General features: G+C 71.9%; 25 protein-coding genes, 1 tRNA gene and 1 pseudogene. 14 read left to right on the forward strand and 13 right to left on the reverse strand.

Annotated features, from left to right (window positions below):
• The first annotated feature begins 52 nt into the window (after positions 1-52).
• The 6 genes and pseudogenes from ABZ924_RS04460 (at position 53) to ABZ924_RS04485 (ending at position 4,090) form a co-directional block, all read left to right on the forward strand.
• Positions 53-859 (forward strand): DUF881 domain-containing protein, encoded by an 807-nt coding sequence (locus ABZ924_RS04460; RefSeq protein ID WP_361903918.1) that lies wholly within the window; start codon positions 53-55, stop codon positions 857-859.
• A complete protein-coding gene (locus ABZ924_RS04465) occupies positions 816-1,604 on the forward strand; it encodes a class E sortase (protein WP_361903920.1) in 789 nt (262 codons plus the stop codon). The genes ABZ924_RS04460 and ABZ924_RS04465 overlap by 44 nt, the downstream gene beginning before the upstream one ends.
• 80 nt (positions 1,605-1,684) lie before the next feature.
• A complete protein-coding gene (locus ABZ924_RS04470) occupies positions 1,685-1,861 on the forward strand; it encodes a hypothetical protein (protein ID WP_030011120.1) in 177 nt (58 codons plus the stop codon).
• A complete protein-coding gene (locus ABZ924_RS04475; protein ID WP_361903923.1) occupies positions 1,858-2,496 on the forward strand; it encodes an aminodeoxychorismate/anthranilate synthase component II in 639 nt (212 codons plus the stop codon). The genes ABZ924_RS04470 and ABZ924_RS04475 overlap by 4 nt, the downstream gene beginning before the upstream one ends.
• A 137-nt stretch (positions 2,497-2,633) precedes the next feature.
• A pseudogene (locus ABZ924_RS04480) lies at positions 2,634-3,311 on the forward strand (class E sortase); the annotation flags it as partial.
• Between the two features lie 65 nt (positions 3,312-3,376).
• On the forward strand, positions 3,377-4,090 hold the full coding sequence (locus tag ABZ924_RS04485) for a class E sortase (RefSeq protein ID WP_361903926.1): 714 nt from the start codon (positions 3,377-3,379) through the stop codon (positions 4,088-4,090).
• A gap of 24 nt (positions 4,091-4,114) precedes the next feature.
• Here ABZ924_RS04485 and ABZ924_RS04490 read toward each other — a convergent pair whose 3' ends face one another.
• The 7 genes from ABZ924_RS04490 to ABZ924_RS04520 all read right to left on the reverse strand — a co-directional run bounded on the left by ABZ924_RS04490 (position 4,115) and on the right by ABZ924_RS04520 (position 13,327).
• Positions 4,115-4,627, reverse strand: a complete 513-nt coding sequence (locus ABZ924_RS04490) for a restriction endonuclease (protein WP_361903928.1) — start codon at positions 4,625-4,627, stop codon at positions 4,115-4,117.
• A gap of 601 nt (positions 4,628-5,228) precedes the next feature.
• Complete coding sequence (gene pknB, locus ABZ924_RS04495) at positions 5,229-7,247, reverse strand: Stk1 family PASTA domain-containing Ser/Thr kinase (RefSeq protein ID WP_361903931.1); 2,019 nt, start codon at positions 7,245-7,247, stop codon at positions 5,229-5,231.
• A 223-nt stretch (positions 7,248-7,470) separates the two neighbouring features.
• Positions 7,471-8,940 (reverse strand): penicillin-binding transpeptidase domain-containing protein, encoded by a 1,470-nt coding sequence (locus ABZ924_RS04500; RefSeq protein WP_361903933.1) that lies wholly within the window; start codon positions 8,938-8,940, stop codon positions 7,471-7,473.
• A complete protein-coding gene (locus tag ABZ924_RS04505; protein WP_361903936.1) occupies positions 8,937-10,361 on the reverse strand; it encodes an FtsW/RodA/SpoVE family cell cycle protein in 1,425 nt (474 codons plus the stop codon). The genes ABZ924_RS04500 and ABZ924_RS04505 overlap by 4 nt, the downstream gene beginning before the upstream one ends.
• A gap of 31 nt (positions 10,362-10,392) precedes the next feature.
• Positions 10,393-11,862: a PP2C family serine/threonine-protein phosphatase gene (locus ABZ924_RS04510; protein WP_361903939.1), complete on the reverse strand. Its 1,470-nt coding sequence runs from the start codon at positions 11,860-11,862 to the stop codon at positions 10,393-10,395.
• 144 nt (positions 11,863-12,006) lie between these two features.
• Positions 12,007-12,510 carry an FHA domain-containing protein gene (locus tag ABZ924_RS04515; protein ID WP_361903942.1) on the reverse strand — a complete coding sequence of 168 codons (504 nt, stop codon included), beginning with the start codon at positions 12,508-12,510 and terminating at the stop codon, positions 12,007-12,009.
• Positions 12,511-12,520: 10 nt separating this feature from the next.
• Positions 12,521-13,327 carry a DUF3662 and FHA domain-containing protein gene (locus ABZ924_RS04520; protein WP_361903945.1) on the reverse strand — a complete coding sequence of 269 codons (807 nt, stop codon included), beginning with the start codon at positions 13,325-13,327 and terminating at the stop codon, positions 12,521-12,523.
• 294 nt (positions 13,328-13,621) lie between these two features.
• Between ABZ924_RS04520 and ABZ924_RS04525 the strand changes: the two genes are divergently transcribed.
• The 6 genes from ABZ924_RS04525 to ABZ924_RS04550 all read left to right on the forward strand — a co-directional run bounded on the left by ABZ924_RS04525 (position 13,622) and on the right by ABZ924_RS04550 (position 19,186).
• Positions 13,622-13,704 (forward strand) — tRNA-Leu (locus tag ABZ924_RS04525).
• 267 nt (positions 13,705-13,971) lie between these two features.
• Positions 13,972-15,651 carry a histidine kinase gene (locus tag ABZ924_RS04530; RefSeq protein WP_361903948.1) on the forward strand — a complete coding sequence of 560 codons (1,680 nt, stop codon included), beginning with the start codon at positions 13,972-13,974 and terminating at the stop codon, positions 15,649-15,651.
• A gap of 8 nt (positions 15,652-15,659) precedes the next feature.
• Positions 15,660-16,319 carry a response regulator transcription factor gene (locus ABZ924_RS04535; protein WP_361903951.1) on the forward strand — a complete coding sequence of 220 codons (660 nt, stop codon included), beginning with the start codon at positions 15,660-15,662 and terminating at the stop codon, positions 16,317-16,319.
• An 80-nt stretch (positions 16,320-16,399) separates the two neighbouring features.
• Positions 16,400-17,833, forward strand: coding sequence for a DUF2252 domain-containing protein (locus ABZ924_RS04540; protein WP_361903953.1), 1,434 nt, complete (start codon positions 16,400-16,402; stop codon positions 17,831-17,833).
• 98 nt (positions 17,834-17,931) lie between these two features.
• A complete protein-coding gene (locus tag ABZ924_RS04545) occupies positions 17,932-18,774 on the forward strand; it encodes a J domain-containing protein (protein ID WP_361903956.1) in 843 nt (280 codons plus the stop codon).
• Between the two features lie 67 nt (positions 18,775-18,841).
• Positions 18,842-19,186 carry a rhodanese-like domain-containing protein gene (locus ABZ924_RS04550; protein WP_361903958.1) on the forward strand — a complete coding sequence of 115 codons (345 nt, stop codon included), beginning with the start codon at positions 18,842-18,844 and terminating at the stop codon, positions 19,184-19,186.
• Between the two features lie 70 nt (positions 19,187-19,256).
• Here ABZ924_RS04550 and ABZ924_RS04555 read toward each other — a convergent pair whose 3' ends face one another.
• The 6 genes from ABZ924_RS04555 to paaA all read right to left on the reverse strand — a co-directional run bounded on the left by ABZ924_RS04555 (position 19,257) and on the right by paaA (position 24,192).
• Complete coding sequence (locus ABZ924_RS04555) at positions 19,257-20,402, reverse strand: acyl-CoA dehydrogenase family protein (protein ID WP_361903961.1); 1,146 nt, start codon at positions 20,400-20,402, stop codon at positions 19,257-19,259.
• Between the two features lie 178 nt (positions 20,403-20,580).
• Positions 20,581-21,717, reverse strand: coding sequence for a 2Fe-2S iron-sulfur cluster-binding protein (locus ABZ924_RS04560; RefSeq protein WP_361903963.1), 1,137 nt, complete (start codon positions 21,715-21,717; stop codon positions 20,581-20,583).
• Complete coding sequence (paaD, locus tag ABZ924_RS04565; protein WP_361904066.1) at positions 21,718-22,203, reverse strand: 1,2-phenylacetyl-CoA epoxidase subunit PaaD; 486 nt, start codon at positions 22,201-22,203, stop codon at positions 21,718-21,720.
• A gap of 71 nt (positions 22,204-22,274) precedes the next feature.
• Entirely contained in the window at positions 22,275-23,027 is a 753-nt protein-coding gene (paaC, locus tag ABZ924_RS04570; RefSeq protein ID WP_361903966.1) for a 1,2-phenylacetyl-CoA epoxidase subunit PaaC, read from the reverse strand.
• Complete coding sequence (gene paaB / locus ABZ924_RS04575; protein ID WP_361903968.1) at positions 23,024-23,308, reverse strand: 1,2-phenylacetyl-CoA epoxidase subunit PaaB; 285 nt, start codon at positions 23,306-23,308, stop codon at positions 23,024-23,026. Before paaB ends, paaC begins: the two co-directional genes overlap by 4 nt.
• A complete protein-coding gene (paaA, locus tag ABZ924_RS04580) occupies positions 23,305-24,192 on the reverse strand; it encodes a 1,2-phenylacetyl-CoA epoxidase subunit PaaA (protein WP_361904068.1) in 888 nt (295 codons plus the stop codon). The genes paaB and paaA overlap by 4 nt, the downstream gene beginning before the upstream one ends.
• A gap of 283 nt (positions 24,193-24,475) precedes the next feature.
• Between paaA and ABZ924_RS04585 the strand changes: the two genes are divergently transcribed.
• Positions 24,476-25,162 (forward strand): DUF5819 family protein, encoded by a 687-nt coding sequence (locus ABZ924_RS04585; RefSeq protein ID WP_361903971.1) that lies wholly within the window; start codon positions 24,476-24,478, stop codon positions 25,160-25,162.
• A complete protein-coding gene (locus ABZ924_RS04590; protein WP_361904071.1) occupies positions 25,159-26,367 on the forward strand; it encodes an HTTM domain-containing protein in 1,209 nt (402 codons plus the stop codon). Before ABZ924_RS04585 ends, ABZ924_RS04590 begins: the two co-directional genes overlap by 4 nt.
• Positions 26,368-26,422: the final 55 nt, after the last annotated feature.

Raw genomic sequence — 26,422 nt, forward strand, 5'->3', positions numbered from 1 at the left:
CCCGGGCGTCCGTTAGCGTAGTGGACCTGTGGCGTTGAAGGAGAAGGGTACGTTGAGCAATTCCGACGACTCCTCCGCGGGTCCCCGTCCCCAGGGCCGTCCCCAGGGCCGGCTCCGGCTGGTCCGGCTGCTCACGGCCGCCGTCTTCGCCCTGGCCGGCCTCATCTTCGTCACCAGCTTCAACACGTCCAAGGGTACGAACATCCGCACGGACGCCTCGCTCCTGAAGCTCTCCGACCTCATCCACGAGCGCAGCCAGAACAACGCGCAGCTGGAGCAGAGCACCGCCGCCGTCCGCAGCCGCGTCGACGCCCTCGCGGAGCGCGACGACGGCAGCACCCGGGCAGAGGACGCCAAACTGGCCGCCCTGCGCACCGCCTCCGGCACGGAAGAGCTGTCCGGGAAGGGCCTCACGGTCACCCTCAACGACGCCCCGCCGAACGCCACCGCCCGCATCCCCAACGTCCCCGAGCCGCAGCCCAACGACCTGGTGATCCACCAGCAGGACCTCCAGGCCGTGGTGAACGCCCTGTGGCTGGGCGGGGCCCAGGGCATCCAGGTCATGGACCAGCGCCTGATCTCCACCAGCGCGGTGCGCTGCGTGGGCAACACCCTGATCCTCCAGGGCCGCGTCTACTCCCCGCCCTACAAGGTCTCCGCCGTCGGCGACCCGGGCGCGCTGCGCAAGGCGCTCGCCGCCTCCCCGGCCCTGCAGAACTACCAGCTGTACGTGGCGGCGTACGGGCTCGGCTGGAAAGTCGACGAGCACAAGGAGCTGAAACTTCCCGGCTACTCCGGCACAGTGGACCTCCACTATGCGAAGCCGCTGGAAACCTCCTCCGCGACGAGCACGCCCTGACGCCCTGCTGCGCCTGGCGGTCCGGACGTTCAGCGAGCTGTGCCTGACGGCCGGCACCCTGATCGTGCTGTTCACGGCATACGTGCTGCTGTGGACCGGGGTCAAGGCCGACCGGGCCATGGACGGCGAGATGGCGCGGCTGCGCGAGGGCTGGGCAGCCGCCCCCGCGACCGCCCCCACGCCCGCCCCCGCGACCACGCCCGGGCCCGGGCCGGCACCGGCGACCCCGCCCGCACCGGCAGCCACACCGGCACCCGCGCCGGAGCCCGGCTACCCCGACGGCGAGCCCTTCGCCGAGATGTACGTCCCCCGCTTCGGAGCGGACTGGAACAAGCCCGTCCTGCAGGGCACCGGCACCGAGGTGCTGAAGAAGGGGCTCGGCCACTACGCGGGCACGGCCCGGCTCGGCGCCACCGGGAACTTCGCCGTGGCCGGCCACCGGCGCACGTACGGGGACCCCTTCAAGGACGTCCCCGACCTGCGCCCGGGCGACGCCGTGATCCTCAAGGACGCGACCGCCTGGTACACGTACACGGTCCGCGGCGCGGTGCTGCGCACCCTGCCCACCGACGTCGGGGTCGTCGACCCGGTACCGCGCCGCTCCCCCTTCTCCGGGCCCGGCCGGTACCTGACCCTGACCACCTGTGATCCGGAATGGGGGCACAGCCACCGGCTCGTGGTGTGGGCGGAGCTGACCGCGACGCGGACCGCCGATCGGGGCCGTCCCGAGGGTTTGCCGAGCTGACCCTCCGGTAACGGCCGCTGCCCTTAGTCTGGGTGAGTACCGCCCCCCGCGGTGCGAGAGCGAAAGGGAACGCGGACGGCATGTACGGCTGGATCTGGCGGCATCTGCCGGGCAACGCGTGGGTACGCGCGCTGATCTCCCTCGTACTGGTCCTCGCGGTGGTCTTCGTGCTGTTCCAGTACGTCTTCCCGTGGGCCGAGCCGCTCCTTCCGTTCAACGATGTGACGGTGGACGAGGGATCGGGAGCCACTCCGTGAGCGCGCGCATTCTGGTGGTCGACAACTACGACAGCTTTGTCTTCAACCTGGTCCAGTACCTGTACCAGCTCGGGGCCGAGTGCGAGGTGCTCCGCAACGACGAAGTGGAACTCTCCCACGCGCAGGACGGCTTCGACGGCGTGCTGCTGTCACCCGGCCCGGGCACCCCGGAGGAGGCGGGCGTCTGCGTCGACATGGTCCGCCACTGCGCCGAGACCGGCGTCCCCGTCTTCGGCGTCTGCCTGGGCATGCAGTCGATGGCGGTCGCGTACGGCGGCGTCGTGGACCGGGCGCCCGAGCTGCTGCACGGGAAGACCTCGCCGGTGGTCCACGAGGGGCTCGGCGTCTTCGAGGGGCTGCCGTCGCCGTTCACCGCGACCCGCTACCACTCGCTCGCGGCCGAGCCGCAGACCCTGCCGGACGTCCTGGAGGTCACCGCGCGGACAGAGGACGGGATCATCATGGGCCTGCGCCACCGGGAGCACGACGTCGAGGGCGTGCAGTTCCACCCCGAGTCGGTGCTGACCGAGTGGGGCCACCGGATGCTTGCGAACTGGCTGGTGCGCTGCGGGGACGCGGGTGCGGTCGAGCGCTCGGCAGGGCTGGCCCCGGTGGTGGGCAAGGCCGTCGCGTGACCTCGCTCGCGCCGTCCGCGCCCACCGGGGGCCGGGCCGCGCGGCGCAGGGCCGCACAGCAGGCCGCGAAGCGGACGCGCAGGCGCGGGGGCAGTGGCGGCCGCCGGCGCCGGCGTCCCCGGTCGGGCGGCGCGGTGGTCGTGGTGACCCGGCTGGCCGGGGAGCTGTTCATCACGGTCGGCGTGGTGATGCTGCTGTTCGTCGCCTACCAGCTCTGGTACACCAACGTCCTCGCGCAGCGCACGGCCGACGGGGCCGCGGGCTCGCTGCGCCAGACCTGGGAGCAGCAGCCCGGCGGGGCGGCCGCGCCGCCCGCGACGGCCTTCGAGCCGGGGCAGGGCTTCGCGATCCTGCACATCCCGAAGCTGGACGTGAAGGTGCCGGTCGCGGAGGGCGTCAGCAAGCCGAAGGTGCTCGACCGGGGGATGGTCGGGCACTACGGGGACGGGACGCTGAAGACGGCGATGCCCGCCGACCGGCAGGGCAACTTCGCGGTGGCAGGGCACCGCAACACCCACGGCGAACCGTTCCGCTTCATCAACCGGCTGGTGCCGGGCGACCCGATCGTGGTCGAGACGCGGGACGCGTACTACACGTACGAGATGACCTCGGCGCTGGCGCAGACGCCGCCGACGAACGTGTCCGTGCTCAAACCGGTTCCGGAGGGCTCGGGCTTCACCGGGCCCGGCCGGTACATCACCCTGACGACCTGCACGCCCGAGTTCACCAGCACCTACCGCATGATCGTATGGGGCAGGATGGTCGACGAACGCCCCCGCAGCCAGGGCGCACCGCCCGCGCTGGCAGCACCCTGAGCCGGCGCACAGCCGCCGAAGAGCAGCCGAAGAGCCGACGACAGCCGCCGAAGGACGAACCAGCAGTGTCGCGTACCGCACCGCCCCGCAACAGCAGCCTGCTCGCCGGATTCCTGAGCCTGCTGGGCGAGTTCCTGATCACCGTGGGCCTGGTGCTGGCCCTGTTCGTGGCGTACTCGCTGTGGTGGACGAACGTCCTCGCGGACCGGCAGGCGTCGGCGCGCGGCGACGAGATCCGCCGCCAGTGGCAGAGCGCGCCCGCGGCGGGCGCGCAGGGGCAGCCGGGGGCGCTGGACACCCAGGGCGGCGTCGGCTTCCTGCACGTGCCGTCGATGAAGAACGGCGAGGTGCTGGTCAAGCGGGGCACGTCGCCGGGGGTACTCGACGACGGCGTGGCCGGGTACTACACGGACCCGGTGAAGGCGGTCCTGCCGTGGGAGGGGCCGGGGAACTTCTCGCTGGCGGCGCACCGCGACGGGCACGGGGCGAAGTTCCACGACATCGACAAGGTGCGGACCGGCGACGCGGTCGTCTTCGAGACGCGGGACACCTGGTATGTGTACAAGGTCTTCGCGGAGCTGCGCCAGACCTCGAAGTACAACGTCGACGTGATCGCGCCGGTCCCGAAGGGCTCGGGGAAGACGGTGCCGGGCCGGTACGTCACGCTGACGACCTGCACCCCCGTGTACACCTCGAAGTACCGGTACGTGGTGTGGGGCGAGCTGGTGCGCACCGAGAAGGTGGACGCGAAGCGCACGCCCCCGGTCGAGCTGCGCTGACTGCCGGTACCTACCGGTTCGCGGTCACCGCAGCACCTGGAGCCGTGTTCCCGCGCTCCACGCCTCCAGCAGGCCGCGGTGGACAGCCGTGACCCCGCCCCGGGCGGCGATGGCCAGGGCTTCGCGGCTGAAGGCGCAGGTGGCCACGCAGAGGGCCACCTCGGCACCGTGCAGGACCTTGGCGGCGCCGAGGAACTTCTGCATCTCACCGCTGAGCACCTGCCGGAAGGGTGCGAAGTTCTTGCACTGGACGGCGACGGTCCGGCCGTCGGCGGTGCGGGCGGTGATGTCGACGCCGAGCTTGCCGCCGTGGCCTGCGCCGTGGACGTCGACGTCGGTGCAGCCGTCGCGGTGGAGCAGGCCGGCGACGTGGAGTTCGAACTCGCGCCGGTTCATGGCGTCGATGCTCCCGATCACCCCGGTGAGGGCCCGGGCCTCCTGGGCCGCCTGCGCGCGCTGGAGCTGCCTGATGGCGATGTCGTGCTCGGCGAGCTTGGCGCGGTGCTCGCCGGATGCCTCGATGAGCACGTTGAGCATGGGGACGACCTGCCGCCGGAGGATCTCCGTGGCCTCGGCACACGAGTCGGGCCTGTGGACAGGGTTATCCACAGGTCGCGTACGGGCCTCGTACTCGGTGTCCAGAAGGTACGCACGCACCTGACGTGCGATTTCGCTGTCGCGGAGGAGCATCCCGACGTTCAGGACGGCCCGCCGGCTGTATACGGCGAGCTGCACGCGGCCGCCTCGACCGCGTCGCTGTGGATAACCCTCGTTTGAAAGAGACAGGTTGTCTCTTTCAAACGAAGCCAGGTCGGAGCTCCTGAGGGTCCTCATGCCGTTCTGCGTCAGCTCCTCGCGGTGCCGCTGCCGCAGCCGATTGATCACGAGCCCTTGTCCAGGACATCCGTACGGTCCAGGACGCTCGTGCGCAGCGACCTGGATTCCAGCAGGACCGATTCGTCGACCATCGCTCTGCCCTTCCCGGGCGGAACCCGATGCCCCGCCCCGACCGGATCAACGAGTCCCGACATATGAAGACACGATCGGCTTTCGTGGAAATGTGCGGACGTGGTGGGGGAAAACGAAAGGCCCGGATCCTCTGTGAGGATCCGGGCCCTTCGGGCTGTGCGGGGCCGGGTCAGCGGCGGCCGCCGGTGAGGCCGCCGAAGAAGCCGCCCTGGTTGTTGCCGCCCTGCTGGTTGCCGCCCACCGTCGTGACGTTGATGACCGTGCCCGTCGGGACGGGGGTCCCGGCCGGCGGGTCGCTCGAGATCACGATGGCGTTGTCGTCCGTGGCGCCCGACGGGATCGCGAGGCTCAACCCCTTGGAGGCGAGCTCCGCCTTGGCCTGGGCGACGGTCGCGCCGGACAGGGGCGGGACCTGGGTCATCTGCCCCGAGCCCTTGGAGATCTGGACGTTGACCGTGGTGCCCGGGGCCAGCTGCTCGCCCGGCTGGTACTGCTGCTGGACGATCGTCTTCGGCGGGGCGGCCGGCGAGTCGACCTCGGTGGTGCTGCCCAGCTTCAGCTTGGCGGCGTTGAGCAGCTTGACCGCGTCTTCCTTGGTCTTGCCGAGGAGGTTCGGCATCTCGGACTTGGCCTGCTCCTTGGCGACGGTCACGGTGACCGTGCTGCCCTTCTGGGCCTGGCCGTTCTTGGGGTTCTGGTCCAGGACGGTGTTGGGAGTGCGGTCGGACTCCTGGGTCTTCTTCTCGACCTGGAAGCCCTTCTCCTTCAGCGCCTTCTCCGCTTCGTCGAAGGAGAGGTTGACGACGTTGGGCACCGCCACCATCGGCGCGCCCGCGGAGACCGTCAGCTTGATCGTGGAGCCCTTGTCGACACGGGTGTCGGGAGCCTGGTCCTGCTTGCAGACGTTGCCCTTGGGCTGGTCGTCGCAGGGCTCGTCGGCGGTCTTCTCGACCTTGAGGCCCACGTTGTCGGCGCTCTTCTGCGCCGCCTCGAAGGTCTGACCGATGAACTTGGGCACGCTGGGCCGGTTGTCGGCGCCGCTGCTGAACAGGGAGCGGCCGATGAGGATGGCACCGACCAGCACCAGGATGCCCGCCGTGACCAGCAGGATCGTGGAGGCCCGGCTCTTCTTCTGGCGGCGGCCGCGGCCCTGGTCGTACCCGCCCTGGTCCTGGTACGGGTAGCCGCCGTCGCCCGGGGGCATCGGCGGGAGCATGGAGGTCTGGCCGCCGGGGTCGGTCGGGCGCAGAGCGGTGGTGGGCTGGTCGTAGCCGGGGTGGCCGTAGCCCTGGTTCTGGTCGGGGTAGCCGTAGCCGGCCGCGCCCATGGCGGCGGTCGCGGCGACGGGCTGGCCCTCGAGGCAGGCCTCGATGTCGGCGCGCATCTCGTCGGCCGACTGGTAGCGGTAGTCGGGGTCCTTGACCAGTGCCTTCAGGACGATGGCGTCCATCTCGGGCGTGATCTCGGGGTCGAAGTTCGACGGGGGCTGCGGCTCTTCCCGTACGTGCTGGTAGGCGACGGCCACCGGGGAGTCGCCGATGAAGGGCGGTCGGACGCACAGCAGCTCGTAGAGGAGGCAGCCCGCCGAGTACAGGTCGGAGCGCGCGTCGACCTGCTCGCCCTTGGCCTGCTCCGGGGAGAGGTACTGGGCGGTGCCGATGACGGCGGCGGTCTGGGTCATGGTCATGCCGGACTCGCCCATGGCGCGGGCGATGCCGAAGTCCATGACCTTGACCTGGCCGGTCCGGGTGAGCATGACGTTCGCGGGCTTGATGTCGCGGTGGACGATGCCGGCGCGGTGCGAGTACTCGAGGGCCTGGAGGATGCCGATGGTCATCTCCAGGGTGCGCTCGGGCAGCAGCTTGCGGCCGGAGTGCAGGAGTTCGCGCAGGGTCGAGCCGTCGACGTACTCCATCACGATGTAGGGGATGGAGATGTTGTCGACGTAGTCCTCGCCGGTGTCGTAGACCGCGACGATCGCCGGGTGGTTGAGCGATGCGGCCGACTGGGCCTCGCGGCGGAACCGGGCCTGGAAGGACGGGTCGCGGGCGAGGTCGGCGCGCAGGGTCTTGACGGCGACGGTACGGCCGAGCCGGGTGTCGTGGGCGAGGTAGACCTCGGCCATGCCACCGCGGCCGAGCACGTGGCTCAGCTCGTACCGGCCGCCGAGGCGACGCGGCTCTTCCATAACGTTCCAGCCCTCTCCGTCAGTCCCGACCGCACCGGTGTGTGGTCCGGCGGTGTGCTGTTCGCGCAAAGGCTACCGGCCGATCGTCGGTGATCGGTTGGTGACCACAGGCTGATACCGGACCGGTACCGTACGCTCGCGTCCGGGCGGAATCAGTGCTCCGGGTCACTCCGGCAGGGCTTTTTGCGTGTCGTCCCGTTATTGCCATGGTCTGTTCCGCCGCTCAGCCCTTGCTGTTGAGGACGGCTTCCATGACGGCCTTGGCGACGGGGGCGGCGAGACCGCCACCGCTGATGTCCTCGCGGTCGGCGTCACTGTCCTCGATCACCACGGCGACCGCGACGGGCGAGCCCTTGTCGGTCTTGGCATAGGAGATGAACCAGGCGTAGGGGCGCTTGGCGTTCTTCTCGCCGTGCTGGGCGGTGCCGGTCTTGCCGCCGACGGTGACGCCCTTGATCTTGGCCTTGCCGCCGGTGCCGTTCTCGTTCTCGACGACGTTGACCATCATCTGCTGGAGCTTCTGCGCGTTGGCGGGGGAGAGCGGGCGGCTCATCTCCTGCGGCTCGTGCTTCTCGATGACGTCGAGGTTGGGCGCGGTGAGCTGGTCGACCATGTACGGCTTCATCAGCTTGCCGTCGTTGGCGACGGCGGCGGCGACCATGGCCATCTGGAGCGGGGTGGCCGCGGTGTTGTACTGGCCGATCGCGGAGAGCGAGTTGCTCGGCCGGTCCATCGTCTTGTCGTAGATGCTGGCGAACGCGCGGACCGGAGTGTCGATCTTGTCGTTGTTGAAGCCGAACTTCTGGGCCGTCTCCAGCATCTTGTCCTTGGTCACCTTGTCGGCGACGTTGGCGAAGACGGAGTTGCAGGAGACCTGGAGCGCGAAGTTCAGGCTGGCCTTCTCGCACCCCTTGGCGTGGTTGACCATCGGGGTCTTCGTGGTCGGCAGGAAGTACGGCTCGGGGGTGTCGGTCGGCGCGTTGATGTCGGTGACGACGCCGTGCTCCAGGGCGGCGGCGGCGGTGACGACCTTGAAGGTGGAGCCGGGCGGGTAGGTCTCGCGCAGGGCGCGGTTGACCAGCTTCTTCTCCGGGCTGTCCTTCAGCTCGACCCAGGCCTTCTCGTCCTTCTTGGAGTTGCCGGCGAAGGCGGAGGGGTCGTACGAGGGGGTGCTGACCAGAGCCAGGATGGCGCCGGTGCGCGGGTCGATGGCCGCGACCGCGCCGGTCTTGTCGCCGAGGCCCTCGTACGCCGCCTTCTGCACGTTCGGCATCAGCGTGGTGACCACGTTGCCGCCGGCCTTCTTCTCGCCGGTGAACATGCCGATGGTGCGGTCGAAGAAGAGCCGGTCGTCGTTGCCGGTGAGGATCTTGTCTTCCAGGGATTCGAGCTGGGTGGAGCCGAAGGCCTGGGAGGCGTAGCCCGTCACCGGGGCCCACAGGGCGCCGTCGGTGTAGGTCCGCTTGTACTTGTAGTCGCTGCCGTCGGTGGTGGCGGAGCCGGTGATGGCCTGCCCGCCCGCGACGATGATGTTGCCGCGCTGGGTGGCGTACTGGGCGATCTGGACCCGGCGGTTCTCCTTGCGCGTGCTGAGCTCCTCGGCCGACACGTACTGGAGCCAGTTCGTGCGGACCAGCAGGGCGAGGATGAGCAGCCCGCAGAAGATCGAGATGCGGCGCAGGGGCTTGTTCATGACGGACGGACCACCTGGGTCATCTCGGAGTCGGGGGACGGTGCGGGGGCCGGCGCGGGGCGGCGTGCGGTGTCGCTGATCCGGATGAGGATCCCGATGAGGGCCCAGTTGGCGAGGACGGACGAGCCGCCGGAGGCCAGGAAGGGCATGGTCATACCGGTGAGGGGGATGAGGCCCATGACGCCGCCGGCGACCACGAAGATCTGCAGGGAGAAGGCGCCGGACAGGCCGATGGCGAAGAGCTTGCCGAAGGGGTCGCGGGCGGCGAGGGCGGTGCGGACGCCGCGCTCGATGATCAGGCCGTAGAGGAGGAGGAAGGCCATGACGCCCGCGAGGCCGAGCTCCTCGCCGACGGTGGAGAAGATGAAGTCGGAGTTGGCGGCGAAGCCGATGAGGTCGGAGTTGCCCTGGCCCCAGCCGGTGCCCAGGACGCCGCCGGAGCCGAAGCTCATGATCGACTGGCCGACCTGCTCGCAGGCGCCGGACTTCGAGTAGCAGGCGAAGGGGTCGAGCCAGGCGGTGACGCGGGCCTTGACGTGGCTGGCGGTGGCGCCGACGACGGCCGCGCCGCCGACGCTCATGAGCAGGCCGATCACGATCCAGCTGGTCCGCTCGGTGGCGACGTACAGCATGATCACGAACATGCCGAAGAAGAGCAGCGAGGTGCCGAGGTCGTTCTCGAAGACCAGGATGAGCAGGCTCATCGCCCAGATCATCAGGATCGGGCCGAGGTCGCGGCCGCGCGGCAGGTAGAGCCCCATGAAGCGGCGCGAGGCGAGGGCGAGCGCGTCCCGCTTGACCATGAGGTACCCGGCGAAGAAGACCGCGATGACGATCTTCGCGAACTCGCCCGGCTGGATGGAGAACCCGCCGACGCTGATCCAGATCTTGGCGCCGAAGACGTCGGCGCCCAGGCCCGGAATCACCGGCAGGATCAGCAGGAGCAGCGAGGCCGCCATCGAGATGTACGTGAAGCGCTGGAGGGTGCGGTGGTCCTTGAGCAGCAGCAGGACAGCGGCGAACAGGGCGATCGCCACCGCGGTGTACATCATCTGGCGGGGGGCCGACTCGGAGAAGCCGCCGAACTGGCGCTTGGCGAGGTTCTGCAGCCGCTCGGACTGGTCCAGGCGCCAGATCAGGACGCAGCCGAGCCCGTTGAGCAGGGTCGCAATGGGCAGCAGCAGCGGGTCGGCGTACTTGGCGTAGCGGCGTACGACGAGGTGGGCGAGGCCTGCGAGGACGATGAGGCCGCCGCCGTAGACGAGCATGCCGGGGGGCAGCTCGCCGTGGATCGACAGGCCCACGTTGGCGTAGGCGAAGATCGGGATGACCACGGCGAACACGAGCAGCAGGAGCTCGGTGTTGCGCCGGCTCGGCAGCTCGATCGCGCCGATGGTGGTCGTGTTGGTGACAACGCTCATGGTGTGGCAGGCCCCCTGCGCCCGCGTATGACTACTGCTTTCCGCACAGACTGACCAGCTGCTGCTCTGCCGCGGTCAGGCTGGGGCCGGATGTCTGGCCGTTCTGCGTTTCCGTGTTCCGGCGCTCTTCGTCCTTCTTACACGCGGAAACCTGGACGCCGAGTTCATCGATCTTCTGCTTGGCCCCGTCGAGGCTGGTCTCGCTGATGGTCGCCTCGACCTGCTTGCGCTTGAAGGGCGGCAGGTACTTCAGTTCGATGTCGGTGCGGTCGGTCTCCACCGTGGAGAGCTCCAGCGGGCCGAGCTTCTGGCTGATGCCGCGGAAGAGTGCGACGTGGTCGCCCTTGACGCCGATGTAGTACTGCGTCTGGGTCCAGCGGTGCGCAGCGTACAGGCCGCCGCCGACGACGCCGGCCACGAGCAGCAGGATCAGGGTCCGGGTGGTCCACTTGCGCCCTTTGCTGCGGCGCCTGCGGGGGTTGTCGTACGTGTCGTCGAAGCGGGCCTCGTCGTCGTACGGCTCGGGGTCGCCGAAGCTGCCGTACGTACCGCCGCCGCCCTGGCCCTGGCCCTGGTCGGGGTAGCCGTAGCCGGGCACGTCGCCGCTGCCGGGGGGCCCGAAGGCGCCGGCGGGCGGCGGGACCTGGCGGGCCAGGCGCGCGGCGCGGCCCGCGGGGGTCTGCATGGCGCCGCCGTCGAAGAGCTGGTGCTGGTTCTCGGCGACCGCGCCGACGACGACCGGGGTGTCGTTCAGCTGGGCGGCGAGGGTGTCGCCGCTGTCGGTGTCGAGGACGTCGGCGACGATGCAGGTGATGTTGTCCGGTCCGCCGCCGCGCAGGGCGAGCTGGATGAGGGACTGCACGGTCTCGTGCGGGCCGTGGTAGTCGGCGAGGGTCTCCTCCAGCGTCTGGTGGGAGACGACGCCGGACAGGCCGTCGGAGCAGATCAGGTAGCGGTCGCCGGCGCGGACCTCGCGGATCGACAGGTCGGGCTCGACCGTGTCGCCGCTGCCCAGGGCCCGCATCAGCAGGGACCGCTGCGGGTGGGTGGTGGCCTCCTCCTCGGTGATGCGGCCCTCGTCGACGAGCCGCTGCACCCAGGTGTGGTCCTGCGTGATCTGCGTCAGGACGCCGTCGCGCAGCAGGTAGGCGCGGGAGTCGCCGACGTGCACGAGGCCGAGGCGCTGTCCGGTCCACAGCAGGGCGGTGAGCGTGGTGCCCATGCCCTCCAGCTGGGCGTCCTCCTCGACCATGACGCGCAGCTGCTCGTTGGCGCGCTGCACGGCGGTGCCGAGCGAGGTGAGGATGTCGGAGCCCGGCACGTCGTCGTCGAGCTGCACGAGGGAGGAGATCACCTCGGAGCTGGCGACCTCGCCTGCGGCCTGGCCGCCCATGCCGTCGGCGACTGCGAGGAGACGGGGGCCGGCGTAGCCGGAGTCCTCGTTGCCCTCGCGGATCATGCCCTTGTGAGATCCGGCGGCGAACCGCAGGGACAGACTCATGCGCACCTGCCCTGTCGACGCTTCCTCGGGGTACAACCGGTCTCGAGCCACACTGCCCACCCTCCGGTCGGGAGCGCGCTCGGGTCCGTGTCCTGGGAGGGACGGACTGCCGCGGCTCGCTCGCTCCGCTCGCTCATTCTCGTACTACTTCCGCAGCTCGATGACGGTCTTGCCGATGCGGATCGGGGCGCCCGGCGGGATGGGCGTCGGGGTGGTCAGCCGGGTCCGGTCGAGGTACGTGCCGTTCGTGGACCCGAGATCCTCGACGATCCACTGGCCGTCACGGTCGGGGTAGATCCTGGCATGGCGGCTGGAGGCGTAGTCGTCGTCCAGCACGATCGTGGAGTCGTGGGCGCGGCCCAGGGTGATCGTCTGGCCGGCGAGGGCCACCGTGGTGCCCGTGAGGGTGCCTTCGGAGACGACGAGCTTGGTGGGCGCTCCGCGACGCTGGCGCTGCTGCGGGGGCGCGGCGGCCTGGCGGCCGCCCTGCTGCGGGGCTCCCGCGCCGCTGCCGCGGCGCGACGAGCCGCGCTGTGTGACGCGCGTGCCGAACAGGTCGCTGCGGATGACCTGAACGGCCACGATGACGAACAGCCACAGAACGGCCAGGAAACCCAACCGCATGACCGTCAGGGTCAGCTCTGACATTGCCCCCGCTTCACCCTTCGGCTTGCCGGTAAATGATGGTGGTGCTGCCCACGACGATCCGCGAGCCGTCGCGGAGCGTAGCGCGGGTGGTGTGCTGCCCGTCCACCACGATGCCGTTGGTGGACCCGAGATCCTGGATCGTCGAGGGCGTTCCGGTCCGGATCTCACAGTGCCGGCGCGAGACGCCGGGGTCGTCGATCCGCACGTCGGCTTCGGTGCTTCGGCCGAGTACGAGCGTGGGGCGGGAAATCTGGTGGCGGGTGCCGTTGATCTCGATCCAGTGGCGCCGCGGGGCGCCGCCTGCGGGTGCGGGGCCCGGGCCGCCCGCGCCCGGCCGGCCCGCGGCCGCGCCCGGAGGCGGTCCGGCGGGCATGGGCGGCGCGGCGACCGGGGGGTAGCCGTAGCCGCCCTGCTGGGGCTGCTGCGGCTGGGGCTGGGAGGTGCTGGCGGCGAGGGTGCGGCTGCGGACCCGGTAGAGGCCGGTGTCGAGGTCCTCGGCCTTCTCCAGGTGGACCTTGATCGGTCCCATGAAGCTGTAGCGCTGCTGCTTGGCGTAGTCGCGCACCAGGCCGGCGAGCTCGTCGCCGAGCTGCCCGGAGTAGGGGCTCAGGCGCTCGTAGTCGCCCGCGCTGAGCTCCACGATGAAGTCGTTGGGGACGACGGTCCGCTCACGGTTCCAGATCGTGGCGTTGTTGTCGCACTCCCGCTGGAGGGCTCCGGCGATCTCGACGGGCTGGACCTCGGACTTGAAGACCTTGGCGAAGGTGCCGTTCACCAGACCTTCGAGTCGCTGCTCGAACCGCTTCAGAACTCCCATGGGGCACCTCCTCCGTCGTTGTCGCCCCTGTACTGCTTACTGATCGTATCCACGCGTGGCGGATTCAGGTGGTTCCCCCTGTGTCCTGTGCGGACAAGTGTTGGTCCTCACAAGGGATCGTAGGGGTGCGCAAGAGACAGTGTCCCGCACCGGGAGTGCTGTGCGGGAGGGGCGCTCGGGAGCCGCCTCCGGGGGTCCGGGGAAAGCGATGTGATTCCACCCCCGATGACGTGCTAGTGTTTCGACGTCGCCAGGGGAACGGCCCGAAAGGGAAGAACCACTGGGACGCTGCTCGGGCGAGTGGCGGAACGGCAGACGCGCTGGCTTCAGGTGCCAGTGTCCTTCGGGACGTGGGGGTTCAAATCCCCCCTCGCCCACTGACAGAACCCCTGGTTCGGAGAAATCCGGACCGGGGGTTCTTTCGTTGTGCGCCGTGACCTCCGTCATGGGGTGTGTGCCGTCACACGACAACTTCCTTGGCCGCTCGCCCAACTGGCGCCACCGACGATCATGCGGCGTGCGGGCGGCGGGAGTTGCCGCCGCGGACACCGGCCGGCGGTGGTTTTCGGACGGGCGACTTTCGTCGGGCGGAGCGCGACGAAAGAGGGCTGCCGCGGCGGTGTCCCGGTGTCTACGGTCGTCACGTGGATGTGACGGCGAAGGCGCGGGCGGGCTGGGACTGGCTGAAGGGCCCCGAGCCCTGGACCCCGCGGATGTCGGCGGGGGACCTGGCACTCGCCGCAGTGGTGGTGCTGCTCGGGCTGGGCGTGGAGGAACTCGATCACGGCGGCACGGCGCGGATGGTGGCCAGTGGTGCGGCCGTGGTGGTCCTGGTGCTGCTGCGGCGCCGGCTGCCGGTGGCGACCCTGGTCGCGGCCGGGGCGGTGACGCCGTTCCTGCCCGGGGCCCTGCTGATCACGATCGTGCTGGGCTGGTCGGCGGGGCGCCGGATCGTCGGCGTGGGCCGGGCGCTGGCCGCGTTCACCGCGGCGTTCCTGGCGCAGGTCGGGCTGAGCGTGGTCGAGCAGTGGTCGCAGATGCGGCCCGTGCCGGTGATCGTCTTCTCGACGCTGATGTTCCTGGTCACGACGGTGATGCCGGGTCTGGCCAGCCGGTACTGGTCGCAGCGCCGGACGCTGCTGCGGGCGCTGCAGGAGCGCAACGGGCAGCTGATGCGGGAGCGGGCGATGGTCGCCGGGCAGGCGCGGCTGCGGGAGCGGCAGCGCATCGCCCAGGACATGCACGACAGCCTGGGCCACCAGCTGGCGCTGATCTCCGTGCACACCGGCGCTCTGGAGGTCGACCCGGAGCTCACCGACCGCCAGAGGGAGGCCGTCGGGGTGCTGCGGCAGGCCTCGGTGTCGGCGATGCACGAGCTGCGCGAGGTCGTCGGGATCCTGCGCGACGGGGTGGAGGCGCCCGTCCCGGTGGAGGAGGCGCAGCCCGCGGCCCGCGGTGTGGCGGGTATCACGGGGATCGTGGAGGCCGCGCGGAGCGCCGGGACCGACGTACGGCTGACGACGGCGGGGCGGCCGAGGCCGCTGGCCGCGGCGTGCGACCACGCGGCGTACCGGATCGTGCAGGAGGCGCTGACCAACGCCTACAAGCACGCTCCGGGGGCGGCCATCGCGGTCGAGCTGCGGTACGAGGACGATTCGCTGGTCGTGGAGATCGCCAACGGGCCGGCGGCCGGGGCGGGCGCCGGGGAGGTCGTCTCCGGCGGGCAGGGCCTGACCGGGCTGCGCGAGCGGGCCCGGCTCGTCGGCGGCATGGTGCACGCGGGGCCCGCCGAGGGCGGCGGGTTCCGGGTGGCCGGGGTGCTGCCGTACGGGGCGGAGCCGGCCGGTGTCGGGGACGTCGCCGACGACTTCGGGCAGGCGCAGGCCCTGGCGGCGGCGGCCGGTGCACCGCCGATGGACTGGGCGGCCGTGGACCGGGAGCTGCTCGTGCGCGGGCGCAGCCGGGTCGGCGGCGTCGCGCTGGGCTGCGGGATAGCGTTCGCCGCGCTCGTGGTGCTGGTGATCGTCGTCGGGGCGGGCGCGGCCATGCTGGTGGGCTCGGTGGGCAAGGCGATGATCAGCCGGGAGGAGTACGACCGGATCCGGGTCGGCGATACGGAGCAGGCCGTGCGGGAGCAGCTGCCGGACGGGGAGAGCTTCCTGACCGAGGGCCTGGACCGGCGCGGGCCCGAGCGGCCGGCGGGTGCGAGCTGCACGGCGCTGCTGTCGGCGGACGACTCCAGGATGACCACCGATACGGTTTTCCGGTTCTGCTTCAAGGACGGCAGGCTCGTCGAGAAGCAGGCGTACGAGGTCGAGCAGTAGGAGCGCGCGTGACAGCCAAGGTGATCCGAGTGGTGATCGCTGACGACGAGCCGCTGATCCGCGCCGGGATCCGGATGATCCTCACCTCGGCGCCGGACGTGGAGGTGGTGGCCGAGGCGGGGAACGGCCGCGAGGCGGTGGAGCAGGCCCGCGCGCACACTCCGGACGTCGTGCTGCTGGACATCCAGATGCCGGTGATGGACGGGCTGAGCGCGCTCGGCGAGCTGCGGCGGGCCGCACCCGAGGTGCGGGCGCTGGTGCTGACCACGTTCGGGGAGAAGGAGAACGTGCTGCGGGCGCTCGGCGAGGGCAGCGCGGGATTCCTGCTGAAGGACTCGGCGCCGGGCGAGCTGATCGGCGCGGTCCGGGCGGCGGCGGCCGGGGACGCCTACCTCTCGCCCGGCGCGACCCGGCACGTGGTGGACCAGCTGGCCTCGGGGCGGGCCGTGGCGCGCGGCGAGGAGGCCCGGCGGCGCATCGCCGGGCTGAGCGAGCGGGAGCGCGGGGTGCTGGCGCTGCTGGGCGAGGGGCTGTCGAACGCGGACGCGGGCCGGCGGCTGCACATGAGCGAGGCGACGGTGAAGACGTACGTCAGCCGGATCCTCGCGAAGCTGGGCTGTGAGAACCGCGTCCAGGCGGCCCTGCTGGCCAGGGACGCCGGGCTGTAGATACGGTCGGGCCCGAATTGTTGATGTTGGCCGCCGGGCCGTACGGGCCGTACGGGCGGCCGGAGCGGGGGGCGGCACGCATGGCGATGACCGAACAGCACGTGGTGGAGACCGGTGCGGAGCAGGACGGCGGGCGGATACCGGCCGTCGCGGGCTTCGCCCCGCGGGACGTGGCGGGCTCGCCGAAGGCGGCGGGCAAGGCCCTGCGCACGCGGGTGCCGCGCTCGGCGCACGCCCGTTTCGAGCTGCCCGCCGGGCGCCCGGACGCGGTGCGCGCGGTGGAGGAGTCCAATGCGGGCCGGGTCGCGGCGCTGACGCCGATACGGGTGGGGCGGATGGCGGCCAACCCCTTCGCGTTCCTGCGCGGCTCGGCCGGGCTGATGGCGCACGACCTGTCCACCGGGCCCGTCACCGGGGTCGGCGCGCAGATCTGCGGTGACGCCCACGCGGCGAACTTCGGCCTCTACGGCGACGCCCGCGGCGGGCTGGTGATCGACCTCAACGACTTCGACGAGACCGTCTTCGGGCCCTGGGAGTGGGACCTCAAGCGGCTGGCGGCCTCGCTGGTCCTGGCCGGCCGGGTGGCCGGAGCCGACGAGGACACCTGCCGGGCGGCCGCGCTCGACTCCGTCGGCGCGTACCGGCGGACCCTGCGGCTGCTGGCCAAGCTGCCGGCGCTGGACGCCTGGAACGCCATCGCGGACGAGGAGCTCGTCTCGCACGCCGACGCCCACGACCTGATGGGCACCCTGGAGCGGGTCTCGGAGAAGGCCCGCAACAACACCTCGGCGCGGTTCGCCGCCAAGTCGACCGAGCCGGACAAGGAGGGTGGGCGGCGCTTCGTGGACGCCCTGCCCGTGCTGCGGCGGGTCGGGGACGCGGAGGCGGCGGCCGTGGCGGCCTCGCTCGGCCCGTACCTGAAGACGCTGCAGGGCGACCGGCTCCCGCTGCTGGCCCGGTACGCGATCCACGACGTGGCCTTCCGGGTCGTGGGCACCGGGAGCGTCGGCACCCGCTCGTACGTGGTGCTGCTGCTGGACCACCGCGGTGAGCCGCTCGTGCTGCAGGTGAAGGAGGCGCGGCCGTCGGTGCTGCTGCCGCACCTGCCCTCGGTGGGCTTCGACCCCGCGCCCGAGGAGCACGAGGGCCGCCGGGTGGTGTCCGGGCAGCAGCGGATGCAGGTGGTCTCCGACATCCTGCTGGGCTGGACCACCGTGGAGGGGCGCCCGTACCAGGTCCGGCAGTTCCGCAACCGCAAGGGCAGCGTGGATCCGGCGGCGCTGGCCCCGGACCAGATCGACGACTACGGCCGGATGACCGGCGCCCTGCTGGCCCGGGCGCACGCGCACAGCGCGGACCCGAGGCTGCTGGCCGGCTACTGCGGCAAGAGCGACGAGCTGGACGAGGCGATCGCCACGTTCGCCGTGGCCTACGCCGACCGCAGCGAGGCCGACCACGCCGACCTGGTGGCCGCGGTGCGGTCCGGGCGGATCGCGGCCGAGGCCGGCGTCTGAGCGGAGCCGCCGATCGCGGCGGGCAGGTCAGGTCACGGTCCCGGGTCGATGTTCCACGTGAAACATCGACCCGGGACGAGCAGCCTTAGGGTGGCCGGGTGAGCGAGCAGCAGACTGACGAGACCGCGGCCGGCGACCCCGGCGACACCGGCGCCTCCGAGGAGCGTCCCGAGGCCCGCCTGGAGCGGGCCGTACGGGCCGCCGAGCAGGCGCTGATCGAGTTCGAGATCGCGGTGGAGACCTTCCGGGTCGAGGTGGAGAACTTCTCCCGCCTGCACCACCAGAAGCTCGGCCCGATGTACGCGCGGCTCGACGAGCTGGACGCGCTGATCGCCGAGGCGAAGGCGGCGCGCACCGGCGACGCCGAGGACCTGCGCCTGGCCCGCGAGGCCCGCGCGCTGGTGATGCCGATGCCGGGCGTGGACGAGCTGTTCCACGACTGGATGGGCTCGGACGGGATCTCCGACGACGCGGGCGCCATGCTCACCGACCAGCCGGTCCAGCCGCCGCAGCGGGTGCGGCCCACCGACGAGGTGCGCCGGCTCTACCGCGAGCTGGTCCGGCTGGCCCACCCGGATCTGGCCCCGGACGAGGCCGAGCGGACGCGCCGCGACGCCTTCATCGCACGGGTGAACGCGGCCTACGGGCGGGGCGAGGAGCAGCTGCTGCGCGCGCTGGCCGAGGAGTGGGCGGCCGGCCCCGTACCGGAGGAGGTGCGGCGGCTCACCGAGAGCGAGGAGCTGTACGCCCGCCTGGAGTGGCTGGCCCAGCGCAAGGAGCTGCTGACCGCGGTGGCCCGTGAGCTGGAGGACAGTGCGATCGGGGCGATGCTGCGGATGGCCCCGGAGGACCCGGACCGCCTGCTGGAGGAGATCGCGGAGCAGCTGCTGGCCCAGGTCTCCGAGAAGGAAGCGCAGCTGGCGGACCTGTCCGCCGGGTGAGCCGGGCCGGGCCGGCGGCCGGCTCGGCTAAGTTGGAAGTCCGACCTGTGACGAGAGAAGGCCACGTATGAACTTCGGACCGCTTCCCTCGGTGGACGCCGCCGCGGTGCCCTCCGAAGGCTTTGTCCTGGACGTCCGTGAGGACGACGAGTGGGCCGCCGGCCATGTCGAAGGCGCGCTGCACATCCCGATGAGCGACTTCGTGGCCCGCTTCGGCGAGCTGACCGAGGCGGTCGAGGACGGCCGCCGGGTGCACGTGATGTGCCGCGTCGGCGGGCGCTCCGCCCAGGTGACCCAGTACCTGGTGCGCCAGGGCATCGACGCGGTGAACGTCGACGGCGGGATGCAGGCCTGGGACGGCGCCGGGCGCCCGATGGTGACCGACAACGGGAGCCCGGCCTTCGTGCTGTAGGCCCTCGGGGTGCGTCAGGGCCCGATCAGGGCCCTGGCAGGGGCTCTGGAGGGCTTGTAGGGGCTCTTCCTCAGGCGAGGGCGTGGGCGGCCAGCAGGTCGCCCAGCGCCTCCTCGTGGGCGGCGGCCGGGCCGAGCTGGAGCTCCAGCTGCTTGGCCCATGCGTGGTAGCGGTGCAGCGGGTAGTCCGTGTCGGCGCCGAAGCCGCCGTGCAGGTGCTGCGCCGTCTGCACGACCCGGCGCACGCCCTCGGAGGCCCAGATCTTGGCGACCGCGATGTCGCCCGCGGCGGGCAGTGGACCGCCGGCCCCGCCGGTCGCCGCGTCGATCCGCCAGGCGGCCTGCCAGAGGGTGGCCTCCATGGCGCGCAGGTCGATGTACCGGTCGGCGGCTTGGACGGCGACGGCCTGGAAGGTGGCCACCGGGAAGCCGAACTGCTCCCGCTTGCCCGTGTACTGGCTGGTCATGGCGAGCACGGCCGTGCCGAGGCCCAGTGCGAGGGCGCAGGTTCCGGTGGTGAGGAGCCGGCTCAGCCGCTCCCAGGCCCGCGGGCTGTCCATGAGGTGGGCCGCGGGTACCCGGACGCCGTCCAGGCGGAGTTCGGCGAACCGCTCACCGCTGGTGGAGAACTGGTCTGCCAGGGTGAGGCCTTCGGCGCCGCGCGGGACGAGCGCGAGGACGGCCCCGCCCTCCGCGGTGTGGGCCGGTACGGCGATCCAGTCCGCGCCGTGCGCCCAGGGAACGGCGGTCTGGACCCCGTCGAGCACCCACGGCCCGTCGGGGCTTCGGCGGGCGGTGACGGCGAGTTCGGCGGGATCGTGGCCGCTGCGCCCGTGCGCGGCGGCGGTGAGGACGAGGTCTCCGGCTCCGGCGCCGGGGAGCAGGGCCGCGGCCAGCTCGGGGCTGCCGTGGGCCTGGACGGCCAGGGCGGTGGCGCAGTGCTCCAGCAGCGGCACCCGGGCCAGCACCTTCGCGGCCTCGCGCAGCACCAGGCACAGGGCGATCGCGTCGAGGCCGGCGCCGCCGTACTCCTCGGACAGCACCAGGCTCAGCAGGTCGGACGCGGCGAGCCGGGCCCACAGCGGCCGGTCGAAGTCGTCGGCGACGGCGCCCGGGGTCAGGGCGGGACTCGGCACGCCGTCGGGGGCGACGCCGGAGAAGACGGCTCGTGCCGCCTCGACGGCGGCCTGCTGCTCCTCGGTGAAGGTGAAGTCCACTGCCTGTCCTCCCGCACGCACCGGCAACCCGCTTCGGTCCTGCATCGGATCCACTGGATCTGACGGAGCGTCAAGATAGAGCAGCTTCGGGAAATTGGACAGGCCCCGGGCCGCAGTTCCCGGGCCCGTGCAGCGGACGGGCCCGGGACGAAGCGCGCGTGACCGCGCGGTGTGCGGCTCAGCGGTCGAAGTCGATCTCGACTTCCTCGGTCACCGCGTGCGACTGGCAGGCCAGGACGAATCCGGCCTCGGTCTCCTCGGCCTCCAGTGCGAAGTTCCGGTCCATCCGGACCTCGCCCGTCACCAGGAACGCCCGGCAGGTGCCGCACACCCCGCCCTTGCAGGCGTACGGGGCGTCGGCGCGGTTGCGCAGCACCGTGTCCAGCAGGGATTCCCCGTCCTGGATCGGCCAGGTGCCCGAGCGGCCGTCGAGCCGCGCGGTGACCTTGCCGTGGGCGGGCGCAGCCGAGGCGGCGGCGGGGGCCGGCGCCGAGGCGTCCTCGACGTGGAAGACCTCCTCGTGGATGCGGGTCCGTACGACGCCGAGCGCGCCCAGCGCCTTCTCCGCCTCCACCACCAGGCCGTAAGGGCCGCACAGGAACCAGCCGGTCACCTCGGCGACGGGCAGCAGCGCGGGCAGCAGGCCCGTCAGCCGCTCCTGGTCCAGCCGCCCGGACGGCAGCCCCGCCTCCTGCTCCTCCCGGGACAGGACCGTGACGAGCTGGAACCGGTCCGGATAGCGGTCCTTGAGGTCGGCGACCTCCTCCAGGAACATCGTCGACGCGGCGGTGCGGTCGCTGCGCACCAGGCAGAACCGGGCATCGGGACGGGCCGCGAGCAGCGTCGCCGCGATCGACAGCACCGGGGTGATGCCGCTGCCGCCGACGATCGCCGCGTAGTGCCCGGCGGCGGGGGCCGCGGCCGGCTCCAGGACGAACCGCCCGGCCGGGACCATCACGTCCAGCACGTCCCCGGCGGCGACCTCCTTGTGGGCGAACGTGGAGAACTCCCCGCCCTCCACCAGGCGCACACCGACCTGCAGCCGCTGCGGGCCGGGACCCGCCGGGTCCGGGGCGGGCGAGCAGATCGAGTACGTACGGCGGACCTCGGTGCCGCCGGGAATCGTTCGGCGCAGGGTGAGGTGCTGGCCCGCGGCGTGCAGGTACTCGGCCCGCAGTTCCTCGGGGACCGCCAGGGTCAGCGCCACGGAGTCGTCGGTGAGCCGGTCGACCGCCGCCACCGTCAGCCGGTGGAAGGCGCCGTGGCGCGCGGGGCGGCCCGGGCCCGGCATGGGCGACGGCGTGGACGCGGCCATCTACAGCTCCTTGAAGTGGTCGAACGGTTCACGGCAGGCGGTGCAGCGGCGCAGCGCCTTGCATGCGGTGGAGGAGAACCGGCTGAGCAGTTCGGTTTCGGTCGACCCGCAGTGCGGGCAGCGGACCGACAGGGTGAGGGGGACCGGCCCGCCGGCCGCATGCGGCCGCGGCGGGGCGATGCCGAACTCGGCGAGCTTGCGCCGGCCTTCGGCGCTGATGTCGTCGGTGGACCAGGCGGGCGAGAGCACGGTGCGCACCCGGACCTCCGGTATGCCGTGGCCGGTCAGCGCCCGCTCGATGTCGGCGGACATGGCCTCGATGGCCGGGCATCCGGTGTACGTGGGGGTGAGGGTGACCTCGGCGTGGCCGTCCTCGTGCATCCGCACCCCGCGCACCACGCCGAGCTCGGCCAGCGTGAGCACGGGCAGTTCGGGGTCGGGGACGGCGCCCGCCAGCGCGGCCAGCTCCGCCTCCAGGCGGCTCATGCCCTCGGCGCCGCCCGTCTCCGGGGCGCTCCCGGTACGGGCCTCGGGGCCGGCGGCAGGGGCCGGGTGCGTCACCACGACGCCCCCGGGTGGCTGCGGTGCAGGTGCTGCATCTCGGCGAGCATCCTGCCGAACGGCTCGGTGTGCAGGCCCTGGCGGCCGGCCCCGGCCGCCCAGGCGCCGGTGCGCGGCCCCTCGGGGAGGGCCAGCCCGGCCCGCTCCAGTACGCCGCCCAGCGCGGCCAGCCAGCGGGCCTCCAGCGCGGTCCAGTCGACGCCGTCGAGGCCCTCGACCGGCTGGAACATCTCCCCGGTGTACTTCCACAGCGCGTCGAGGGCGGCCCGCATGCGCCGGGTGCTCTCCTCGGTGCCGTCACCGAGGCGCAGGGTCCACTGCTCGGCGTGGTCGCGGTGGTAGGCGGTCTCCTTGACCGCCTTGGCGGCGAGCGCGGCGAACGGGCCGTCGCCGGAGGCCAGTTCCGCGTGCAGCTCGTTCTGGTAGAGCGAGAAGTAGAGCTGGCGGGCGATGGTGTGGGCGAAGTCCCCGTTGGACTGCTCCACCAGCTGGAGGTTGCGGAAGGACCGCTCCTCGCGCAGGAAGGCCAGCTCGTCCTCGTCGCCCACCATGGACAGCAGGACGCGGGCCTGGCCGAGCAGGTCGAGGGCGATGTTGGCGAGGGCGACCTCCTCCTCCAGGACGGGCGCGTGCCCCGCCCACTCGCCGAGGCGGTGGGAGAGGACCAGCGCGTCGTCCCCCAGCGCGAGGGCCGCCGAGGCGGTCACGCCGGTGACGGCGGCGGTGTTCACAGCGTCGGTGCCGGTCACAGGTGGTTCACCCCCTCGGGGATCTCGTAGAAGGTCGGGTGCCGGTACGGCTTGTCGGCGGACGGGGCGAAGAACGGGTCCCGCTCGTCCGGCGAGGAGGCGGTGATCTCGGCGGAGGGCACCACCCAGATGGAGACGCCCTCGCTGCGCCGGGTGTACAGGTCGCGGGCGTTGCGCAGGGCCATCTCCGCGTCGGGCGCGTGCAGGCTGCCCGCGTGCGTGTGCGAGAGGCCGCGCCGCGAGCGCACGAACACCTCCCACAGCGGCCAGTTCTGCGTCATACCCGTGCCTCCTCGTTCGTCGCCGCGGCCGGTGCCGCCGCGTGCTTGTGTGCATAGGCCGCGGCCGCCTCGCGGACCCACGCGCCTTCCTCGTGGGCCCTGCGGCGCTGGCCGATCCGCTGTTCGTTGCACGGGCCGTTGCCCTTGAGCACGTCCCAGAACTCGGCCCAGTCGATCGCGCCGAAGTCGTGGTGCCCGCGCTCCTCGTTCCACTTCAGGTCCGGGTCGGGCAGGGTCAGGCCGAGCGCCTCGGCCTGCGGGACGGCGATGTCCACGAAGCGCTGGCGCAGCTCGTCGTTGGAGTGCCGCTTGATCCGCCAGGCCATCGACTGCGCGGAGTGCGCCGACTCGTCGTCCGGCGGGCCGAACATCATCAGCGAGGGCCACCACCAGCGGTTCACCGCGTCCTGCGCCATCGCGTGCTGCTCCGGCGTGCCCTGGGAGAGGGCGAGGAGCAGCTCGTACCCCTGGCGCTGGTGGAAGGACTCCTCCTTGCAGATCCGGACCATGGCGCGGGCGTACGGCCCGTAGGAGCAGCGGCACAGCGGCACCTGGTTGGTGATCGCGGCGCCGTCCACGAGCCAGCCGATCGCGCCGACGTCGGCCCAGGTCAGCGTGGGGTAGTTGAAGATCGACGAGTACTTCTGCTTGCCCGCGTGGAGCTTGTCGAGCAGCTCGTCCCGGCTGGTGCCGAGGGTCTCGGCCGCGCTGTACAGGTACAGGCCGTGGCCGGCCTCGTCCTGCACCTTGGCCATGAGGATCGCCTTGCGGCGCAGCGAGGGCGCGCGGGTGATCCAGTTGGCCTCGGGCTGCATGCCGATGATTTCCGAGTGGGCGTGCTGGGCCATCTGGCGTACGAGCGAGGCGCGGTACTCCTCGGGCATCCAGTCGCGCGGCTCGACGCGCTCATCGGCCGCCACGGCCGCGTCGAACGCTGCCGCCAGCTGTGCCCCGAGGTCTGCCCCGAGGGCCGTGTCCTGCCCCGATTCCGGGGTCACTGCCACCATCCCGGCCCCCTGCCAGAGTCTGTTGACCGTCTCTTGTGCCGACCGACCGACCGATCGTTCGGTTCATGCTCTTCAATGGTGAGACGGCGGCCCGTAGGGTGTCAACCTCTGTGGTCAACCCTGTGGACGAACCCTGTGGACGCCGGAGGATCGGGGGGCGATGGAAGCGAACGAGCGCCGGGCCGCGGAAAGGGCTGCTCCGCCGGCCGGACCCGCCGCCGCGCGGCCGTCCCGCGAGCCCGGGATCGCCGGGCTGCCCGTCCCGTACCGGGTCGTCGCGGCGCTCGCCGTCGCCGTCACGGCCCTGGCCGTCTGCGGGCACCTGGCGGTGGTCTTCCTGCACGTCGCCCCGACCAACACGGTCAGCAAACGCCATGCCGAGGCGATCGACGACTGGATCTACCCCGAGTTCGAGCAGAACTGGAAGCTCTTCGCCCCCAACCCGCTCCAGCAGAACATCGCCGTCGAGGTCCGCACGGAGGTCCGCACCCGCGCTGGCGAGCTCGCCACCGGGCCCTGGCGCGACCTGTCCGCCGAGGACGGCGCCGCCATCCGGCACAGCCTGCTGCCCAGCCACACCCGGCAGAACGAGCTGCGGCGGGCCTGGGACTTCTACACCGGCTCCCACGACGACGACAACCGGTCGAACGGCGAGCGCGGGGCACTGTCGGAGCAGTACCTGAAGCGGATCGCGCTGGGCCGCCTCGCGGCCCGTGACGGCGGCGACGGCACGGTCGTACGGATCCAGGTGCGCTCGGCCACGCGGGCCGTGGCGGCGCCCCGGTGGAGCGACGAGAAGACCGACACGCAGACCTACTACCGGGAGCTGCCGTGGTGGACGGTGTGAGACGGGCGCGGGCCGCCGCGCGCGGGGCGCTCGGGCACGCCACCGGGCGGGCGCTGGGCCCGTACCAGAGCGCGGTGGTCCGCATCGGCTTCTCCGCCACCTGGCTGTTCTTCCTGCTGCGGGAGTACCCCAACCGGCACGAGCTGTACGGGCCCGACGGCCCCTGGAGCTGGGCGCTGGCGCGCCGGCTGATCGACTCCAACCACGCCTTCACGCTGCTGCTGTGGACGGACTCGCAGGTGTGGTTCGAGCTCGTGTACGCGGTCGCCGTGCTGTCGAGCGCGCTGATGGTGCTGGGCTGGCGGACCCGGGCGATGTCCGTGGTGTTCATGGTCGGCGTGCTGTCGCTGCAGAACCGCAGCGTGTTCGTGGGCGACGGCGGGGACAACGTCGTCCACCTGATGGCCATGTACCTGGTGCTGACCCGGTGCGCGCAGGTGTGGTCGCTGGACGCGCGGCGGGCGCGGCTGCGCGGATCCGCCGCGCAGGGGGCCGCCGGGCCGGTGCTGTGGGCCGTGCTGGGGGCGGTGTTCGCGTACGGGGCGGTCACCGCGCAGTTCGGCTACGGGTGGCTGGCCGCCTTCGCGGCGCTGTGGGTGGCCGGTGCGCTCTGGTGGATGGTCGAGCGGTACGAACCGCACGGGGAGGGGCGGGCCCTGCTGGACGTCCTCGCCAACCTGGTGCACAACGCCGGGATGCTGGTGATCATGGCGGAGGTGTGCCTGATCTATGCGACGGCCGGCTGGTACAAGATCCAGGGGTCGCGGTGGCAGGACGGGACCGCGCTGTACTACCCGCTCGGGCTGGACTCCTTCAGCCCCTGGCCCGAGGTCTCGGGGGTGCTGGCCGGGAGCGGGACGGTGGTGATGCTGCTGTCGTACGGGACCGTGGTGGTGCAGGTCGCGTTCCCGTTCACGGTGTTCCACCGGCGGATCAAGAACGTGCTGCTGGGGGTGATGATCCTGGAGCATGCGGGGATTGCGGTGCTGCTGGGGCTGCCGTTCTTTTCCGCGGCGATGATCGCCGCTGACGCGGTGTTCCTGCCGACGGGTTTCCTGGTGGGGCTCGGCGGGGTGGTCTCCCGCGCCCGCAGCCGCTGGGCTGCCGCCCTGACCCGGGCCCCGGTCACCGCGGAGCCGCTGCTCCCCGCGGCCCCGGCCCCGGCTCCGGACCCGGCCCCGAGCCCCGCCGCCGAGGCCCGTTAGCCGCCCGCTCGGGCTGCCGCTGGGCTGCCGCTGCGCGGAGCCGTTCCCCACCCCG

The organism is Streptomyces sp. NPDC046876, from assembly GCF_040645035.1.
GTDB lineage: Bacteria > Actinomycetota > Actinomycetes > Streptomycetales > Streptomycetaceae > Streptomyces.

Coding starts and splice junctions, on each gene's coding strand:
- ABZ924_RS04465 (WP_361903920.1), top strand. CDS start 816: ATGCGAAGCCGCTGGAAACCTCCTCCGCGACGAGCACGCCCTGACGCC.
- ABZ924_RS04470 (WP_030011120.1), top strand. CDS start 1,685: ATGTACGGCTGGATCTGGCGGCATCTGCCGGGCAACGCGTGGGTACGC.
- ABZ924_RS04490 (WP_361903928.1), bottom strand. CDS start 4,627: ATGCTCAACGTGCTCATCGAGGCATCCGGCGAGCACCGCGCCAAGCTC.
- pknB (WP_361903931.1), bottom strand. CDS start 7,247: ATGGAAGAGCCGCGTCGCCTCGGCGGCCGGTACGAGCTGAGCCACGTG.
- ABZ924_RS04500 (WP_361903933.1), bottom strand. CDS start 8,940: ATGAACAAGCCCCTGCGCCGCATCTCGATCTTCTGCGGGCTGCTCATC.
- ABZ924_RS04505 (WP_361903936.1), bottom strand. CDS start 10,361: ATGAGCGTTGTCACCAACACGACCACCATCGGCGCGATCGAGCTGCCG.
- ABZ924_RS04510 (WP_361903939.1), bottom strand. CDS start 11,862: ATGAGTCTGTCCCTGCGGTTCGCCGCCGGATCTCACAAGGGCATGATC.
- ABZ924_RS04515 (WP_361903942.1), bottom strand. CDS start 12,510: ATGTCAGAGCTGACCCTGACGGTCATGCGGTTGGGTTTCCTGGCCGTT.
- ABZ924_RS04520 (WP_361903945.1), bottom strand. CDS start 13,327: ATGGGAGTTCTGAAGCGGTTCGAGCAGCGACTCGAAGGTCTGGTGAAC.
- ABZ924_RS04540 (WP_361903953.1), top strand. CDS start 16,400: ATGGCGATGACCGAACAGCACGTGGTGGAGACCGGTGCGGAGCAGGAC.
- ABZ924_RS04550 (WP_361903958.1), top strand. CDS start 18,842: ATGAACTTCGGACCGCTTCCCTCGGTGGACGCCGCCGCGGTGCCCTCC.
- ABZ924_RS04560 (WP_361903963.1), bottom strand. CDS start 21,717: ATGGCCGCGTCCACGCCGTCGCCCATGCCGGGCCCGGGCCGCCCCGCG.
- paaD (WP_361904066.1), bottom strand. CDS start 22,203: ATGAGCCGCCTGGAGGCGGAGCTGGCCGCGCTGGCGGGCGCCGTCCCC.
- paaB (WP_361903968.1), bottom strand. CDS start 23,308: ATGACGCAGAACTGGCCGCTGTGGGAGGTGTTCGTGCGCTCGCGGCGC.
- paaA (WP_361904068.1), bottom strand. CDS start 24,192: ATGCCCGAGGAGTACCGCGCCTCGCTCGTACGCCAGATGGCCCAGCAC.
- ABZ924_RS04585 (WP_361903971.1), top strand. CDS start 24,476: ATGGAAGCGAACGAGCGCCGGGCCGCGGAAAGGGCTGCTCCGCCGGCC.